The sequence below is a fragment of the Gordonia polyisoprenivorans NBRC 16320 = JCM 10675 genome, from assembly GCF_000241325.1.
In the GTDB taxonomy this organism is placed as follows: domain Bacteria; phylum Actinomycetota; class Actinomycetes; order Mycobacteriales; family Mycobacteriaceae; genus Gordonia; species Gordonia polyisoprenivorans.
This window is the reverse complement of sequence record NZ_BAEI01000063.1, coordinates 42659-59118: the sequence shown is the minus strand read 5'-3', so window position 1 is coordinate 59118 and position 16460 is coordinate 42659. Positions and strand designations below refer to the sequence as shown.

Sequence of the window (16460 nt, the reverse complement as noted above, 5' to 3'; positions counted from 1 at the left end):
TTCTCCCGGGGTCATCAGTGGATGGCGATCGTCGTGATCACCGAATTGGCAAGGAACAGAAGCAGGAACGCGTAGACGACCGTCTGGTTCACCGCATCGCCGACACCCTTCGGGCCGCCCTTCACGTTCAGCCCGAGGTGGCAGGCGACGAGACCGGCCAGCAGGCCGAAGACACCGGCCTTGATCTCACTGACGAAGAAGTCCGGCAGCCCGGTGATGATCGAGATACTGGTGATGTACTGCCCGGGCGAGGCCCCCTGCAGGTACACGGTGGCGACGTAGCCGCCGATCAGTCCGACCGCCGACACCAGACCGTTGAGGAACACCGCCACCAGCGTGGACGCGACAACCCTTGGCACACAAAGCCGTTGGATCGGATCGGTGCCGAGCACCCGCATCGCGTCGATCTCCTCGCGGATGGTCCGTGAGCCCAGATCGGCACAGATGGCCGTCGAGCCGGCACCGGCGACCACGAGAACGGTGATGATGGGCCCGATCTCGCGGATGATGGCCACACCGGCACCGGCGCCGCTGAGATCGACGGCCCCCACCTCGGTGAGCAGGATGTTGATCTCGTAGACGAACATCATGCAGAACGGGATCGACATCGCCAGCGCCGGAACGATGGAGATGCTGGCGATGAACCAGGCCTGGTGGAGCAGTTCCCGCACGTGGAGTCGGGTGGTGAACAGGTACCGGAACGTTTCCAGCGACGTGGCGTAGAAACCGCCGATCGCTCGCGGCACGGTCTTGGCGGCAGCGCCGGCCGCCGACCACCGGGCGCTGCCACCACCCCTCGACCTGCTCGCCGTACTCCCGACGTCGGTCACCGTCGCCACAGACCACCACACCCCTTGAATTCCGCAGGTCATCACCTGCGGCCGAACGCCGTGATTTGGACTGTCGACGTTCGTGACTAATGGACTCGGCCGACCGGATGGAACACTCTCACCCTCTGATGTGTTGCCCATCACACGTCGGCGCTCTGCAACGCTAACGAAGCTCGGTGGGAGTCCACCTGCCCCGCCGGTGATGTCTTGCTACCCCATTGGGGGTAGCCCCCCTCCCTCGATCGGGTGGGTTCACACTGTCCCGGCGCCGCATCGGCGCAGCGCAGCCGCGGTTTTCCACGGCCCGCTCGCTCGAGTTGCCGGCCTCCCGACGGCCGATCCGAGGCTTGTCATCCCGCTCGGCGTCCGTGTTAGCTTCTCCTGCATCCGAGCCGCGCGCATCGTGGAGAAGGAGAGCTCTCATGACGGCATCATCGGGTCCGTCCACGTCCGAGAATCCCTCGTTGGTGATCGACCGGTGCGAGGGAATCGCCTCGGTGCAGCTGAATCGTCCCGCCGCAGCCAATGCGCTCGACGCCGGACTGTGGTGGTCCCTGGCGTCGGCATTCGCCGAGATCGACACCGATCCGTCGGTACGCGTCGTCGTGCTCTCCGGGGCCGGGCGCCACTTCTGCGCGGGCATCGACCTGCAGATGCTCGACGACTTCTCCACCGTCGCCGACGACCCGTGTGCCGGACGGGGTTCGGAAGCGTTGCTGGACAGGATCATCGAACTGCAACGCGCGGTCAGTGCCATCGAGGGGTGCCGTACACCGGTGATCGCCGCGATCTCCGGTGCCTGTATCGGCGCGGGACTCGACATCGCCGCCGCCTGCGACGTGCGCCTCGCGGCCGCAGACGCCCGTTTCTGCCTCAAGGAGGTCGACCTCGGAGTGACCGCCGACGTCGGTGTGCTGCAACGTCTGCCGCGGATCATCGGCGAAGGCCTCGCCCGCGAACTCGCCCTGACCGCACGCACCGTCGACGCGCAGGAGGCCCGTGCCATCGGGTTGGTCACGGGGGTCTCCGACGATCGCGACGGCGTCCTGGCCTCCGCACGCGAGCTGGCTGCCACCATCGCCGCGCGGTCACCGCTGGCGGTCCGCGGCACCAAACGCGCACTCAATTTCGCGCGCGACCACCCGATCGGCGACGGCCTCGAGCAGGTGGCACTGTGGAATGCCGCCACCCTGCTCTCCGCGGACCTCGCCGAATCCCTGGCCGCGGCACGGGATCGCCGTACGCCGACCTACCGAGACTGACGATCCATCCACTCCAGAGGAGGTCCGTCGTGCGTATCGGACTGCTGATCAACTATTCGACCGACTTCCGCACCGCCGCCGGCGAAGCGGAGGTCTTCGCGGCCAAAGGTGTTGAACTGCTGGCGGTTCCCGAAGCCTATGCGTTCGACGCGCCGAGCCAGCTGGGCTATCTCGCCGGCCGGATTCCGTCGGTGTCGCTGACGACGTCGGTCATCCCGATCTACTCGCGCACCCCGGCGTTGATCGGGATGACCGCGGCCACTCTCGACTACCTCACCGACGGTCGGTTCTCGCTGGGCCTGGGCACGTCGGGCCCGCAGGTGATCGAGGGCTTGCACGGGGTGCCCTATCACGCGCCGCTCGGGCGTACCCGTGAGGTGATCGAGATCTGTCGCACGGTCTGGACCGGCGCCAAGGTGACCCATTCCGGACGACACCATCCGCTGCCGCTGCCCGCCGATCGTGGCACCGGCCTGGGTAAGCCGCTGGCGTTGATCTCCACCCCGATCCGCCCCGACATCCCGATCCTCGTTGCCGCGCTCGGACCGAAGAACGTCGAGTTGACCGCCGAGATCGCCGACGGCTGGCAGCCGATGTTCTTCGCACCCGAGCGATTCCGCGACATCTGGGGCGAGCCCCTCGACCGGGGCGGTGACTCCCGCCCCGAACACCTTGGCCCACTGGACATCCACGCACAGGTGCCGCTGGCCGCGGGCGGTCCGGGATCACCCGGCTATGAGGCCATCAAGCGGCACTACGCCCTCTACATCGGCGGTATGGGGGCTCCCGAACGCAACTTCTACTACCGTGTGGCGTGTGCGTACGGCTTCGACTCGGCCGCCGCGGAGATCCAGAAGCACTTCCTGAGCGGCGCCAAAGACGTCGCGGCACAGCGCGTTCCGGACGAACTCATCGAGATGACGGCACTCGTCGGCGATTCGGCGTCGATGGCCGCACAACTCGACCGTTTCACCGCGGCCGGCGTCGGGACCGTGTACCTCATCCCGTTCGACGACGATCCGACCGCCCGGGCCGCCGCCGTCACACAGGTACTCGACGAGGCACGACCTAGGACGCCGACCATCGCCTGATGTCGCGATCGTCGACCGGACGCTCGTCGGTGCGCTCGGTGATCCGGATGTGGTTGCCGAACGGATCCCGCAGCGCGCAATCGATCCCGTACGGCTGCTCCTGCGGCTCCTGGGTGAACTCGACGCCCTTGGCCACGAGGTCGGCGTAGGTGGCCCGGCAGTCGTCGGTACCGAGGATCGCCGCCGTGCCCAGCGCACCCTGGGTGAGCAGATCGCGAATCGCCTCTGCCGCTTGCGGTGTGGTGGCCGGCGGGCCGGGCACCGTCAGCAGGATCTCGCGGTCGGGTTGGGCGGGCGGGGCGATGGTGAGCCAGCGCATGAACCCCATGTCCACGTCACTGCTCACCTCGAAACCGAGTGCGCCGACATAGAAATCGAGCGCCTCCTGATGATCGAGAACGAAGATGGAATGAATGGCAACCGAGGTGATCATGATGACGACGCTACGGGCTCCACGCCGGTGAGCGCTTCTCCGAAACTGCGCAGTCCGGTTGCCGGTCGCGTCCAGTCCCGGACCACGCAGCCCGGCACGGGGATCGGGGCCACGGCACGGCGATAGGCCGTCGGCGTACATCCGACGATGGCGGTGAACGTCCGGGAGAACGTCCCCACGCTGTCATAGCCGACCGCGAACGCCGTGTCGGTGACCGTCCGACCCGACCTCAGTGCGGCACAAGCCCGTTCGATCCTGCGCCGCTGCAGGTAGCGGTGTGGGGTCTCGCCGAACAGCGCACAGAATCGGCGACTGAAGTGCGCGGACGACATCACCGCGATCCGGGCGAGTTCGTCGACGTCGAGCCGTCGCGCGTGATGCCGGTCGATCGCATCCCGCGCACGCAACAGCCGCCGGTTCTCGTCCTCGCGGGCCGACATCACGCTACGGTTCACCCGCTCATGCTCTCACCGGAGCCGGACCGCCACAACGATCGTCGGACTGTCACGACGACGACACCCCCGACCGCACCAGGGCAATCGGGGGTGTCGAGGAGTCGAATTCGCTCAGGCCTGCGCAGGCTCGGCGAAGTTGCGGGTCACCGCCGGGTCGACCGGGATGCCCGGGCCCGTGGTGGTGGAGACGGTGACCTTCTTGATGTAGCGGCCCTTGGCAGCCGACGGCTTGGCGCGCATGATCTCGTCGTAGGCGGCACCGTAGTTCTCGGCCAGCTTGGTGGCGTCGAACGAGGCCTTGCCGATGACGAAGTGCAGGTTCGCTGCCTTGTCGACGCGGAAGTTGATCTTGCCGCCCTTGATGTCGTTGATGGCCTTGGTCACGTCGGGGGTGACGGTGCCGGTCTTCGGGTTCGGCATCAGACCACGCGGGCCCAGGACGCGCGCGATACGGCCGACCTTGGCCATCTGATCGGGGGTGGCGATCGCGGCGTCGAAGTCCAGCCAGCCGCCCTGGATCTTCTCGATGAGATCCTCGGCGCCGACCTCGTCGGCACCGGCGGCCACGGCCTCGGCGGCCTTGTCGCCGGTGGCGAACACGATCACGCGGGCGGTCTTACCGGTCCCGTGGGGCAGATTGACGGTGCCTCGAACCATCTGGTCCGCCTTGCGGGGGTCGACGCCCAGCCGGATCGCAACCTCGACGGTCGCGTCGGTGTTCTTCGACGACGTGTCCTTGGCCAGCTCGGCAGCCTCCAGCGGGCTGTAGAGCTTGCTCTTGTCGACCTTCTCGGCCGCGGCCGCGTAGGCCTTGCTCTTCTTGCTCATTGCTCTGTTCTTTCTCCGTGAAACGATTCGGGTTGGTGGTGCGGGCCGAGCCGGCCCTCCCACTACATCTGAAGACTCTCAGCCTTCGGTGATCTCGCGAGATCGCGAGCTCACTCGACGGTGATTCTCGCGAGATCGCAAGCTCACTCGACGGTGATACCCATCGACCGAGCAGTACCGGCGATGATCTTCGCGGCCTGGTCGATGTCGTTGGCGTTGAGGTCTTCCTGCTTGGTCTTGGCGATCTCGCGGACCTGGTCCATCGAGACCTTGCCGACCTTCTTGGTGTGCGGCTCGCCGGAGCCCTTCTGCAGACCGGCAGCCTTGAGCAGCAGCTTCGCCGCCGGCGGGGTCTTCAACTTGAAGTCGAACGACCGATCTTCGTACACGAAGATCTCCACCGGAATGACGTTGCCACGCTGCGACTCGGTCGCGGCGTTGTACGCCTTGCAGAATTCCATGATGTTCACGCCGTGCTGACCAAGCGCCGGACCCACGGGCGGGGCCGGGTTGGCCGCGCCTGCCTGGATCTGGAGCTTGATGATCCCGGCAAGCTTCTTCTTCTTGGGAGGCATCTCTAGTTCCTTGGTTGTTCTTCTTGCTGATCCACGTCCGCTGGAGGCGTGGAAGTCTTGTTGTCAGCCGGTCACCGGCTGACGGGCGAATCAGATCTTTTCGACCTGATTGAAGCCGAGTTCGACGGGCGTCTCGCGACCGAAGATCGACACGAGCACCTTGACCTTGCGCTGCTCGGCGTTGACCTCGGAGATCGAGGCGGGCAGCGTCGCGAACGGTCCGTCCATGACGGTGACCGACTCGCCGACCTCGAAATCGACCTCGATGGTCGAGGTGACCGCGGCTGCGGCAGCCTCGACGCTCTCGCCGGCCGAGGCGGCCTTGGCTGCGGACTTCTTGGCCTCGGTGCGCGGCATCAAGAACTGCAGCACCTCGTTGAGGCTCAACGGCGACGGCTTGGAGGTCATTCCGACGAAGCCGGTGACACCCGGGGTGTTGCGCACCGCGCCCCACGACTCGTCGTTGAGATCCATGCGCACCAGGATGTAGCCCGGCAGCACCTTGCGGTTGACCTTTTTGGGCTGGCCGTTCTTGATCTCGGTGACCTCTTCGGTCGGCACCTCGACCTGGAAGATGTAGTCGCCGACGTCGAGGTTCTGCACACGGGTCTCGAGGTTGGCCTTCACCTTGTTCTCGTAACCGGCGTAGCTGTGGATGACGTACCACTCGCCGGGCGCGCGACGCAGTTGCTTGCGCAGCTCCTCGACGGGGTCGGTCTCCTCGGGCTCGGCAGGAGCGTCGGCCTCGCCGGCCACCTCGTCGGTAGCCTCGCTGGCTGCCTCATCGGCCTCGACTGCGGCCTCGCCGCCCTCGACGGCAGCGGCCTCGTCCTCGGCGGCCTCGGCCTGCGCCTCGACACCGGGGTCGTCGGTCTCGTCCACGAGGGTCTCGTCGGTGACGGCCTCGTCGGTCACGACGCCTTCGACGTCAGCCGCTTCGGTGTTCTCCGGGGTGCTCACTGCAGCCCACGCTCCTCTTTCTCACAGTTTCGGTCAGGTCTCACGTCGTTCGCCCGGTCGTCACTCGACCGTGCCGTCCGCCGTGCGCCGACGACCGGTTCGTCGGGCGCCCCGAGATGGTCGGTGCGCTCACTCGAGGTGAACCGCTAACCGAACAGCCAGAGGACGCCCTTGGCGAAGCCGAGGTCGATACCGAAGATGAAGGCGGTCATGATGACCACGAACACCAGCACGACGGCCGTGTAGACGACCAGGTCGCGGCGGCTCGGCCAGATGACCTTCCTCAGCTCGGCGACGACCTGCTGCAGGAACAGCCAGATCCGTACGAACGGATTGTGGCTCTCCGCAGGCGACGCCTTCTTCTTGCGTTCCTTGACGGCGACCGCGGTTCCACCTGCGGAATCCGAGTCGTCGTCGGAGGTGCCGGCGGCAGACGCCGAACGGCGACCCCGACCCGAACGCTTACCGGACGGACGGAGCTCGGTGTCGGCCGACTTCGTCAGTGACGTCGTGCTCTCGCCGTCGGAATCGTCGGTGGCATCGGAGACCTCGAGCTCATCGGCCGCCGACGCGGCGGTGTCCCCCGCGGCATCTTTGGCGCGGGCTGCTCGATCTCGCTTGCTCAACTTCGAGGTCCTCTCGTCAACGTGTGCCCTCACCAGGGCAGGGGCGACAGGACTTGAACCTGCAACCTGCGGTTTTGGAGACCGCTGCTCTGCCAGTTGAGCTACGCCCCTTTGCGGCCGTCACGTCCCGGCAAGAAAACCCGCCGGGCCACTCGGACCACCATCTCGATCCACCCTACGGACTGGTGTGTCGTCGCCGTCCGGCCGCGTGGCCTTCGGCTACCGACATTCCGCCGTCCGACAGAATCAACCGTCCGACAAAACCAACGCGCCACCCCATGGGTAGCGCGCAAGTCTAAGTCAATCGAGACACTTCAGTGTAGAACATGGGCCCTGCCGAACCCAAAACGCCCCTGGAACGTCCCCGCCCGACGGGCCTGTGGCCCCTTGGCGTCAGTCGCTCGGGCGTCAGAGGCTCTCCGAGAGAATCCGGACGGCGTCATCGTATCGATCCGGGGTGACCGCGGAATAGGTGAGCCGGACGAACAGGCCGGTCGGCTCGGCGGGGAACCACTCGGTACCCGGCGAGATGGCGAGACCCTTGGTCAGTGCCCGCCCGACGACGGCGTCGGCGTCGGGCGGTGCGTCGCCGGCCCTGCCGACGCCCAGGTCGACCCATAGGTGCAGTCCACCGGCCGGCCGGCGCGGATCGAAGCCGGCCTCACGCAGCGCGGCCAGCAGGGCGTCGCGCCGGTCCCCCAACGCGCGGGCAAGTGTCTTGCGGTGGGTGCGCCACGCCGGTCTGCTCACCACCTCGAGGGCCGCCCACTGGAGGATCGGCGAGACGAACAGATCCGAATGCGCCAGCGCCTGCTCGATCCGTACCCGTGCCGGTCCACGCGCGAGGATCCCGGCCACCCGCATCGATGGCGACATGCTCTTGGTCAACGACCGGACGTAGACGACGTGCCCGTCGCGGTCGGCGACGGCCAGCGGCCGCACCGGCTCATCGATCCCGAGGTCGTGCGCCCAATCGTCCTCGACGAGGAACGCGCGATGCGCGGTGATCACATCGAGGATCGCCGACCGCTGCCCGGCATCCCAGCGGTCGCCGGTGGGGTTGGCGTGGTTGGGCTGGGCGTAGAAGACGCGCGCCCCCGACGACGTCAGCGCCGCGTCGAGGTCGCCGGCCCGGGGTGCGCCGTCGGATCGGGGCACCGGCACGATCACCAGACCGGCCTGCCGGGCGGCGCCGATCGCACCCCAGTAGGTCGGCGACTCCATGACGATCGGTTCACCGGGGGCGGCGAGCGCGCGGAATGCCGCGGCCAGCGCGGCCTGCCCACCCGAGGCGACCATCACATCGGCGGAGTGCCAGGACTCGGCAGGCGCAGACCCAGGAGAGTCGGTGGCGGAGAGCTCGTCGGCGAACCAGCGCCGCAACTCCGGAATCCCCGCGATCGGCGGTCGGCGATAGCACTCCGGCCGTCGGGCCACGCGACCGAGTGCCGCACCGACCTCGCGGATGGGTAGCAGGGACTCGTCGGGGTAGCCCGAATGCATGGCGATCGTGTCGTGCGGCACCTGCCGCAGGGTCGAACCGACCGGGGACGCACCGTCGCGTCGGGGTCCGAGCGCTGCCGTCTGCCACGCCACATCCGCGCCTCGACGCTGCGTCGGACGTGCGCGGACGAAAGTGCCACGGCCGGGGCGTGTTTCGACGAGGCCGTCGGCCACCACCATCGCAAGCGCCCGCTGCACGGTCACCGGTCCGGCGCCGAACCGCGCCGCGAGGTCGCGGGTGGACGGCAGCTTCGATCCCGGGCCGGCGGTTGCGGTCAGCGAACGGAGGTGACGCGCGATCTGCTCACTGCTATCGTCGGACATGAGAACCAATAGTAGCGCTATCGCACGTCTCTCGCGTCCGCTATCGGCGCACGGCCCGACGACCGCCCACGGACTGGCCTGGGGGCTCGTCGGCGTGATCGCCTTCTCGTTCACCGTCCCGTTCACCAGAATCGCAGTCGGGGGCACCGGCGGTGCGGGACTCGACCCGCTGTTCGTGGGCTGCGGGCGGGCCGTCGTCGCGGCCGCTCTCGCCGCGGTGGCATTGATCGCGTTCGGCGCTCCGCTGCCGACCCGCCGGCAGTGGCTTCGGCTCGCCCCGGTGTCGGCGGGCGTGGTTGCCGGCTTCCCGATACTGACCTCACTGGCCATGCAGCGCACCACCGCCGGGCATGCCGCGGTGGTGATCGGCCTACTGCCCGCGGCGACAGCGGTGGTCGCGGTGCTGCTGACCGGCGAGCGACCGTCGTCGCGTTTCTGGCTCGGCGCGGCCCTCGGGGTGGGAGCCACCGTCGTGTTCAGCCTGCTCGCCCACGGCGGGTCCGTCGGCAGCGGACCGGGGGTCGCCGACGCCCTGCTCGCCGCGGCGGTGGTGCTCGGAGCGATCGGATATGCGCAGGGCGGGCTGATGTCGCGGGAACTCGGTTCGTGGCAGACCATCTGCTGGGCACTGGTTCTCGCGGCGCCGGTGATGGTGACGGTGTCGGCGGTCAGCGTGGTCACCCACCCACCGCACGCCGGCGCCGGCCAGTGGTCGGCGTTCGCCTACCTGGCCGGCGTCAGCATGTTCCTCGGATTCTTCGCCTGGTATCGCGGTCTCGCGATCGGGCCGATGACCACGGTCAGTCAGATCCAGCTGGTGCAGCCGGTCCTCAGTGTCTGCTGGGCCGTCGTCATGCTCGGCGAGCATCTCACCGTGCCGCTCGTCGTCGGCGGGTGCGCGGTGATCGCCTGCGCCGCTTTCACTGTGCGGTCCCGCGTTTCGCCGACCCCGCGTCAGCGTGAGTGCCCCGAAAACGAGTGCCCAGCCGACGACGAGTGCGCCGACATCTCGACGACGTGACCGATTTCGTGCCGCCCGTGCGGGGCCGAGTCCTCCCCCGACGCCGGTTCGTCGTGTGCAGCGCCGGCGTGTGCAGCGCCGGCGTGTGCAGCGCCGTCGATGCCGATGACCTCGTCGATGAGTTCGTCGTCCTCGCTGACGTCGGTCTGACGCCACAGTGCGATCGCGTAGAGACCCAGCCCGGCCACCAGCCACACCGTGAGCACCACGATCGGATGAATGATGTTGTGGCCATTGAAGAATCCGACGTTGCGCAACAGTGTTCCGGTGGCCCCGGGCGGTAGCAGCTGACCGATCGCGCCCCACGGAGAGGGCAACAGGTCCGGCGAGCTGCTCAGCCCGGACAGCGGATTGCCCAGCACCACAAGCAGAATCGCGGCGATCCCGAGGCCCGCTCCGCCAAGCAGTCGACGCAGTCCGATCACCCCGAACGCGGTGGCGGCGATACCCAGGATTCCGCTCAGCACCAGGTACCAGAAGGCGGTGTCGAAAGTACCCAGCACGTAACGCATCAGGAGGTTGATCGCGAGCCCGGCCAGCACGGCGAAGCCCAGTGTCGCCAGCACGAGGTTGCGAGGCCGTCGGATCATCATCATCAGTGCCACACCACCGATCCAGCCGCCCAGGGCGAGCGGCAATGCTCCGGCGGCCAGCCCGACGCCCTTCGGGTCGCCGGTGCCGAACCCGCGGACGTCGACGACGGTGACCGGCGAGTGCATCTGCGTGCCCATCTGTTGCCCGATGGTCTCGATGAGCGTGGCCACTGCCGGACTGCCCGCGGTCGTCACCAGGACTCGCGTCGAATCCCGTTGCACGACAAGTGCTCCCTCAACCCGGCGATCAAGGATCTGGCGTCGCGCCTGCGCCTCGTCGCCGACGGCGGTGACCTCGAAGCCGCCGGGCTGTCGCTCCTCGAGCGCACGGGAGATCTGCTCGGTGGCCGCGGCCGGCGCGACCACCGCCAGTGGGATGTCGTTGGGCTTGGAGTGCACCCCGGGGAGCGCGAACGCCAACAACAGGATCGACACCACCGCGGTCAGCCCGAGCACCAACGCGAGGGCCTTGCCTTCGTCGGACTTCATCATCACATTCCCCTTAAGATACGTGGCGTTTCTTATTGCCTGCGATGCTAGTCTGAACCAACAAGAAACGCAACGTTTCCTATCCGGCCGGCTTGATCGGCCGACTGTCGGAAGGTGGCAGGAGATGGCGGCAGCGACCCGACGCCGCGGGGCCGAACTCGATGCGGCGATCTTCGACGCGGTGCTCACCGAACTGCGCGACGTCGGATTCGCCGACCTCACCGTCGAAGGGGTCGCGCGTCGCGCGGGGACGAGCAAGGCGGTGCTGTATCGACGGTGGTCGACCAAACTGGAGATGGTGATCACCGCCCTGGCCAACACGCGCCTGGCCGACATCACGCCCCCCAACACCGGCACCCTGGCCGGCGATCTGCGGGGAACGATCCACGAGTTGCTCGATCGGCTGGCCGCACAGGGCCGTGAGGTCGCGCTCGGCATCATGGCCGGCGCCGCGTCGGAGCCCAATCCCGCTGCGATGACGGTGCTGCGCACCAAGGCCGAGGATCTGTCGGGGGTGATCATCCGACGGGCACGCGACCGTGGGGAGATCGGTGCGGGGCCGGTGCCGGCGACGGCCGCCACGCTGGCGTTCGACCTCGTGCGCTACCACTTCCTGATGGAGGGCTCACTGTCGGCCGAGGCGATCGACGACGTCGTCGAGACCGCGGCGGTGCCGCTCATCCGCGTACATGCCTCCGGTGCAGAGGACTCCGGCGCAGAGGGATCCGGCGCAGAGGGATCCGACGCAGGGTGATTGGGGACAGTCCGGGAGACGACCCTCAGTTGAACTGGATGACGGCCTGTGCGCGCCCGAAGATCTTGCGGTCACCCTGCTTGGCGACAATCGCGATCGTGCCGCGGCGCGTGTCGGGGTCGACGGATTTGATCTTGCCGGTGAAGTCGACGGCGGCGCTGTCGTCGGCGGGCACGTAGACCGGGCTGGTGAAGCGAACGTTGTACTCGCAGAACGCCGCCGGGTCGCCGATGTGCTCGGAGATGAAGGTCGCGCCGAGGCCCATCGTCTGCATGCCGTGCGCCACGACGTCGTCCATGCCCGAGGCCTTGACGAGGTGGTCGGAGAAGTGGATCGGGTTGGGATCCCCGGCCACACCGGCGTAGTTGGTGAGGTTGCCGCGGGTCAGCAGAAAACGCTTGGCGGGTAGTTCCTGGCCCACGGTCAGCGAATCGAAGTCCACCGCGCCGTAGGCTCCCGGACGCTCGGTGGGGTCGGGGCGGTCGTAGCGTCCGGGCTCGGGCTCGACGGTGCGTCCGACGGTGCCGGTGCGGTCGACCTTCATCATCACGTGGTCGAGCGACTCGGCGAGTTCGGGATCGATCTCCATGCCCGGCCGCGCGGCCAGCGAGGTGTAGGTGGTCATCACCGGCTCGTTGCGCTGATTCCAGATGACGTTCTTGGTGACCATCAGATCGATCGTCTCCGGGCTGGTGACGTGCCGGAACGAGTCGAGCGACACGTCGCACACCAGCTGATCGCCTACCTTCATCGGCTGGTGGTAGATCAGCCGCTGGTCGGTCTGCATGATCTGCCACAGGTCGTATCCGGTGATGACGTCCTCGAACAGTTTGCGCTGGGCGACGATGCCGAGCACCGACACGTAGGTTGGGGCGGCGATCAGGGTGTCATGGCCGAGTCGGCGCGCTGCGGACTCGTCCCAGTGCGTCGGGTGCGGGTCCTGCACGGCCAGGGCGTGTTTGCGGACCTCTTCGCGGCCGATCTCGTAGTAATCGTCGACGGTGTAGTTGAAGCCGACGAGCGACTTGGTGTGCTCGGCGATCTCCTCGGGGGTGAGCTTCTCGCCGGCGGCCTTCAGCTCCGAGGTCCGCTGCTTGATCTCGGCGTCGCTGATCTGTGACGACATGCGGTTCGCTCCTTACCTGTGCCACGTCCCGGTGGCGTCGATCCATGACTTCCGACGGCTGCTGCCGCGACGCGCGAGGAAGGTCTCATCCGTGCCGCGCACATACCACTGCGGACCGCCTCGTCGAGGCGGTCCGCAGGTATGTCTGTATGTCGCCGATCGCCGACGACTGCGTCAGCGAGACTCTTTGTGCGCCTGATGCTTGCCGCAGTTCGGGCAGAACTTCTTGATCTCGAGGCGATCGGGATCGTTGCGACGGTTCTTCTTGGTGATGTAGTTGCGGTGCTTGCACACCTCGCAGGCCAAGGTGATCTTGGGCCGCACATCAGTTGAGGAAGCCACTGTAATCCTTCTTTCACGGGGGTTTGCGTGTTCTCGGCGCTCGCGCCCCCGTGTCCCGGGCCGCCGCGGGCGCTGCGTGTTGTGTAGCGGTGGAGGGGCTCGATCCCTCGACCTCACGATTATGAGTCGTGCGCTCTAACCAGCTGAGCTACACCGCCTTGGCGGCCTGAGCACCCGCGGGGGCGATCAAGTCCTCCCGAGCCCCCTGACGGAATCGAACCGTCGACCTTTTCCTTACCATGGAAACGCTCTGCCGACTGAGCTAAGGGGGCGTTCACCCGTGCTGCCCGGTCACGTGTCCGGGCGGCTCGAGAGCCTTAACGAGATTACACACCGACTCGGCGGCGCACCAAATCGCCTGTTACAGCGGTTTGACGGCGCGTCGCGAACGACGATTTTCCTCGTTTGTGGCAGGTATAGGATTCGAACCTATGTAGCTTGCGCGACGGATTTACAGTCCGCTCCCTTTGGCCGCTCGGGCAACCTGCCGTGCCATTCTCGCGGCCGTTTCCGACCGCGTGAACAACGCCGTGAAGAATACAACGACTACCGGCCGTTCACGCAAACCCGCTGGTCAGAGCTGCCCCGCCGAGCGCGCTCCCCTCCTCTCCGAGCGCGCCCAACCCACCGCCGAGAGCGCCCCGCCTCCTCGCCGACGGCGCTCCCCCACGCGTCGAGAGCGCCCGTCTCGCCCGCGAGCGCGCCCACTAGGCTGTACCCATGGCTGATTCATCGTTCGACGTCGTGAGCAAGGTCGACCGCCAGGAGGTCGACAACGCCCTCAACCAGGCCGCCAAGGAACTGTCCCAGCGCTACGACTTCCGCGGCACCAACACCGGTATCGCATGGTCCGGCGAGGAGGCGATCGTCATCACCTCCGACGCCGAGGAGCGCGCCGTCGCCGGCCTCGAGGTGTTCAAGGAGAAGCTGATCCGTCGCGACATCTCCCTCAAGGCATTCGACGCCGGGGAGCCCGCCGCGTCGGGCAAGCAGTTCAAGATCACCGGAACGCTCGTGCAGGGCATCGACTCCGAGCACGCGAAGAAGATCTCCAAGAAGATCCGCGACGAGGGGCCCAAGGGCGTCAAGGCGCAGATCCAGGGCGACGAGTTACGCGTCTCCAGCAAGAAGCGCGACGACCTGCAGGCTGTCATCTCGCTGCTCAAGGGCGAGGACTTCGGGATCGCGCTGCAATTCGTCAACTACCGGTAGCGGCTGGGGTGACGGCGGCGCTCAGCTGATCCCGCGCCGCGCCATCTCCTGCAGTCGGGCGATGCGCTCCTCGGTCGGCGGGTGTGTCGAGAAGAGCTTGGCCATCCGGTCGGTGGCACGGAACGGATTCTCGATCATCGCGTGACTCTGCGCGGCGATGTCGGGCTGCGGCGGGAGCGGCGCGGCCTGGATGCCGCCGGAGATCTTGGCCAGCGCCGACGCCAACGCCAGCGGGTCCCTGGTCAATTCGGCACCGGAGGCGTCGGCCTGATATTCGCGCGAGCGTGACACGGCCAGCTTGATCAGGGTCGACGCGATCGGCGCCACGAACGCGACAAGGAGCATCAACAGCGGGTTGGCGTTGTTGCGGTTGCCGCCGAAGAACAGCGCGAAGTTCGCCAGGCCGCTGATGATCGCGGCCATGGCGCCGGCGATCGAACTGATCAGGATGTCGCGGTTGTACACGTGCGACAGTTCGTGGCCGAGGACCGCACGCAACTCCCGCTCGTCGAGCAGCCGCAGTATCCCGGCGGTGCAGCACACCGCCGCGTTCTTCGGATTGCGGCCGGTGGCAAACGCATTCGGCGACTCCGTCGGGCTGATGTAGAGCGCGGGCATCGGCTGATGCGCCGAGGTGGCCAGCTCGCGGACGATGCGGTAGAGCACCGGCGCCTCGACCTCGGTCACCGGCTGCGCGTGCATCGCCTTGAGCGACATCTTGGCGCTGTTGAAGTAGACGTAGGCGTTGACCGCCACGGCGAGGATGACCGACCCCCACAGGATGATGGGGCTGCGGAACATCGCGCCGATGCCGACGATGATCGCCGACATCACACCGAGCAGGAGCGCGGTCTTCAATCCGTTGAAATGCATCAGGTCCTCGTTCGAGTCACGACGTCGGTGTGCGCTCCGGCAGGCTGCCGGGCGGGGGACGCCCTGTAGTTTCTCAAACGATCCAGACCCCGTTTCGGTTTCCGGGCGGGGTGTGAGCCATCCGACCGCTCGGCTATCCGGTTCGGTCGATGGTGTAGCTGACCAGCGAGCTCAATGCCCCGTGCGCAGGCCCGGTCGGCAACTGGGCGAGTTCGGCACGAGCCTGCTCGGCGAATTCGGCCAGCTTGCCTTTGGCCTGCACCATGCCGCCCGAGGCGTTGAGCAGATCGAGCGCCTCGGCGACCTCGGCGTCGTCGGTCAGCGGCCGCGCCGATCCGTCGTCGGCGAGCAGCAGTGTGCGGAGTCGATCCGACGACGCGTCGTCCTCGCGCAGCGCGTACAGCACCGGCAAGGTGTGCACACCCTCACGCAGGTCGGTACCCGGCGTCTTGCCGGAATCGCCTGTGACAGAACTGATGTCGATGATGTCGTCGGATATCTGGAAGGCGGTGCCGACGATGTCGCCGATCCTGGAGAGCCGCTCGGTGTCGTCGGCGGTCGCGCCGGAAGCCATCGCGCCGAATCGGCCCGCGGCCGCGATCAACGACCCGGTCTTCTCCCACACCACCTTCAGGTAGTGGTCGATCGGGTCGGCGCCCTGCGTGGCACCGACGGTCTCGCGCATCTGCCCGGTGACGAGTTCGGCGAAGGTCTCGGCGATGATGCGCACGGCGTCGGGGCCCAGCGTCGAGACCAGCCGGGAGGCCCGGGCGAACAGGAAGTCGCCGGAGAGGATCGCGATGCTGTTGGTCCACCGGGCGTTGGCGCTCTGCGCGCCGCGGCGCATCGGCGCCTCGTCCATGACGTCGTCGTGATAGAGCGTCGCGAGGTGGATCATCTCGACGACGGTCGCCGACGTGATCACCTCGTCGGCGTCGGGGTTACGCCCGAACTGCGATGCGAGGATCGCGAACATCGGCCGGAATCGCTTGCCCCCGGCACGCGCGAGATGTGTCGCGGCCTCGGTCATGACGTCGTCGCCCGAAGCCAGCTCCGTGAGCAGCAGGTCCTCGACACGGGCCAGCGAGGACCGCACGGTCTCCGCGAACTCATCGGTCCCGAGGTCTACTCCGGTGAATGTCGACTTCACGTGTTTGCGCCGC

General features: G+C 67.3%; 18 protein-coding genes and 4 tRNA genes. 5 read left to right on the top strand and 17 right to left on the bottom strand.

Annotated features, from left to right (window positions below):
• Positions 1-14 precede the first annotated feature (14 nt).
• Positions 15-746, bottom strand: coding sequence for an MlaE family ABC transporter permease (locus GOPIP_RS16240; RefSeq protein WP_006370810.1), 732 nt, complete (start codon positions 744-746; stop codon positions 15-17).
• A gap of 506 nt (positions 747-1252) precedes the next feature.
• Between GOPIP_RS16240 and GOPIP_RS16235 the strand changes: the two genes are divergently transcribed.
• Together GOPIP_RS16235 and GOPIP_RS16230 are read left to right on the top strand one after the other, a co-directional pair.
• Positions 1253-2092 (top strand): crotonase/enoyl-CoA hydratase family protein, encoded by an 840-nt coding sequence (locus tag GOPIP_RS16235; RefSeq protein WP_006370809.1) that lies wholly within the window; start codon positions 1253-1255, stop codon positions 2090-2092.
• A 29-nt stretch (positions 2093-2121) separates the two neighbouring features.
• The gene (locus tag GOPIP_RS16230; RefSeq protein ID WP_006370808.1) at positions 2122-3183 is read left to right on the top strand and encodes an LLM class F420-dependent oxidoreductase; all 1062 of its coding nucleotides are present in this window, start codon (positions 2122-2124) and stop codon (positions 3181-3183) included.
• On the opposite strand, the gene GOPIP_RS16225 is transcribed toward GOPIP_RS16230, so the two are convergent.
• The 8 genes from GOPIP_RS16225 to GOPIP_RS16190 all read right to left on the bottom strand — a co-directional run bounded on the left by GOPIP_RS16225 (position 3161) and on the right by GOPIP_RS16190 (position 8887).
• Positions 3161-3616, bottom strand: coding sequence for a VOC family protein (locus GOPIP_RS16225; RefSeq protein ID WP_006370807.1), 456 nt, complete (start codon positions 3614-3616; stop codon positions 3161-3163). The two genes, GOPIP_RS16230 and GOPIP_RS16225, sit on opposite strands and share 23 nt — an antisense overlap.
• Positions 3613-4071, bottom strand: a complete 459-nt coding sequence (locus GOPIP_RS16220) for a helix-turn-helix domain-containing protein (RefSeq protein ID WP_006370806.1) — start codon at positions 4069-4071, stop codon at positions 3613-3615. Before GOPIP_RS16220 ends, GOPIP_RS16225 begins: the two co-directional genes overlap by 4 nt.
• A 111-nt stretch (positions 4072-4182) precedes the next feature.
• Positions 4183-4899, bottom strand: a complete 717-nt coding sequence (gene rplA / locus GOPIP_RS16215) for a 50S ribosomal protein L1 (protein WP_006370805.1) — start codon at positions 4897-4899, stop codon at positions 4183-4185.
• Between the two features lie 143 nt (positions 4900-5042).
• On the bottom strand, positions 5043-5474 hold the full coding sequence (rplK, locus tag GOPIP_RS16210; RefSeq protein WP_006370804.1) for a 50S ribosomal protein L11: 432 nt from the start codon (positions 5472-5474) through the stop codon (positions 5043-5045).
• A gap of 90 nt (positions 5475-5564) precedes the next feature.
• The gene (gene nusG / locus GOPIP_RS16205) at positions 5565-6434 is read right to left on the bottom strand and encodes a transcription termination/antitermination protein NusG (protein WP_006370803.1); all 870 of its coding nucleotides are present in this window, start codon (positions 6432-6434) and stop codon (positions 5565-5567) included.
• Positions 6435-6580: 146 nt separating this feature from the next.
• A complete protein-coding gene (gene secE, locus GOPIP_RS16200) occupies positions 6581-7060 on the bottom strand; it encodes a preprotein translocase subunit SecE (protein WP_006370802.1) in 480 nt (159 codons plus the stop codon).
• Positions 7061-7098: 38 nt separating this feature from the next.
• A tRNA-Trp gene (locus GOPIP_RS16195) sits at positions 7099-7171 on the bottom strand.
• A gap of 297 nt (positions 7172-7468) precedes the next feature.
• Complete coding sequence (locus GOPIP_RS16190; protein ID WP_006370801.1) at positions 7469-8887, bottom strand: aminotransferase-like domain-containing protein; 1419 nt, start codon at positions 8885-8887, stop codon at positions 7469-7471.
• Here GOPIP_RS16190 and GOPIP_RS16185 point away from each other — a divergent pair.
• The gene (locus tag GOPIP_RS16185; RefSeq protein ID WP_006370800.1) at positions 8886-9908 is read left to right on the top strand and encodes a DMT family transporter; all 1023 of its coding nucleotides are present in this window, start codon (positions 8886-8888) and stop codon (positions 9906-9908) included. The genes GOPIP_RS16190 and GOPIP_RS16185 overlap by 2 nt on opposite strands.
• Here the strand turns inward: GOPIP_RS16185 and GOPIP_RS16180 are convergent.
• Positions 9842-10993, bottom strand: coding sequence for an ABC transporter permease (locus tag GOPIP_RS16180; protein ID WP_244421161.1), 1152 nt, complete (start codon positions 10991-10993; stop codon positions 9842-9844). The genes GOPIP_RS16185 and GOPIP_RS16180 overlap by 67 nt on opposite strands.
• A gap of 121 nt (positions 10994-11114) precedes the next feature.
• Between GOPIP_RS16180 and GOPIP_RS16175 the strand changes: the two genes are divergently transcribed.
• Positions 11115-11744, top strand: coding sequence for a TetR/AcrR family transcriptional regulator (locus GOPIP_RS16175; protein ID WP_006370798.1), 630 nt, complete (start codon positions 11115-11117; stop codon positions 11742-11744).
• A 25-nt stretch (positions 11745-11769) separates the two neighbouring features.
• Here GOPIP_RS16175 and GOPIP_RS16170 read toward each other — a convergent pair whose 3' ends face one another.
• From GOPIP_RS16170 to GOPIP_RS16150, 5 genes are all read right to left on the bottom strand, one after another.
• Positions 11770-12870: a fused (3R)-hydroxyacyl-ACP dehydratase subunits HadA/HadB gene (locus GOPIP_RS16170; protein ID WP_006370797.1), complete on the bottom strand. Its 1101-nt coding sequence runs from the start codon at positions 12868-12870 to the stop codon at positions 11770-11772.
• A gap of 174 nt (positions 12871-13044) precedes the next feature.
• The gene (rpmG, locus tag GOPIP_RS16165) at positions 13045-13212 is read right to left on the bottom strand and encodes a 50S ribosomal protein L33 (RefSeq protein WP_003929651.1); all 168 of its coding nucleotides are present in this window, start codon (positions 13210-13212) and stop codon (positions 13045-13047) included.
• 84 nt (positions 13213-13296) lie between these two features.
• Positions 13297-13370 (bottom strand) — tRNA-Met (locus GOPIP_RS16160).
• A gap of 41 nt (positions 13371-13411) precedes the next feature.
• A tRNA-Thr gene (locus GOPIP_RS16155) sits at positions 13412-13484 on the bottom strand.
• 136 nt (positions 13485-13620) lie between these two features.
• Positions 13621-13701: transfer RNA gene (locus GOPIP_RS16150), tRNA-Tyr, on the bottom strand.
• Between the two features lie 231 nt (positions 13702-13932).
• Between GOPIP_RS16150 and GOPIP_RS16145 the strand changes: the two genes are divergently transcribed.
• Entirely contained in the window at positions 13933-14424 is a 492-nt protein-coding gene (locus GOPIP_RS16145) for a YajQ family cyclic di-GMP-binding protein (RefSeq protein WP_006370796.1), read from the top strand.
• Between the two features lie 21 nt (positions 14425-14445).
• On the opposite strand, the gene htpX is transcribed toward GOPIP_RS16145, so the two are convergent.
• Positions 14446-15297: a zinc metalloprotease HtpX gene (htpX, locus tag GOPIP_RS16140; protein WP_006370795.1), complete on the bottom strand. Its 852-nt coding sequence runs from the start codon at positions 15295-15297 to the stop codon at positions 14446-14448.
• A 133-nt stretch (positions 15298-15430) separates the two neighbouring features.
• Positions 15431-16447 (bottom strand): polyprenyl synthetase family protein, encoded by a 1017-nt coding sequence (locus GOPIP_RS16135; RefSeq protein WP_026920308.1) that lies wholly within the window; start codon positions 16445-16447, stop codon positions 15431-15433.
• Between the last annotated feature and the right edge of the window lie 13 nt (positions 16448-16460).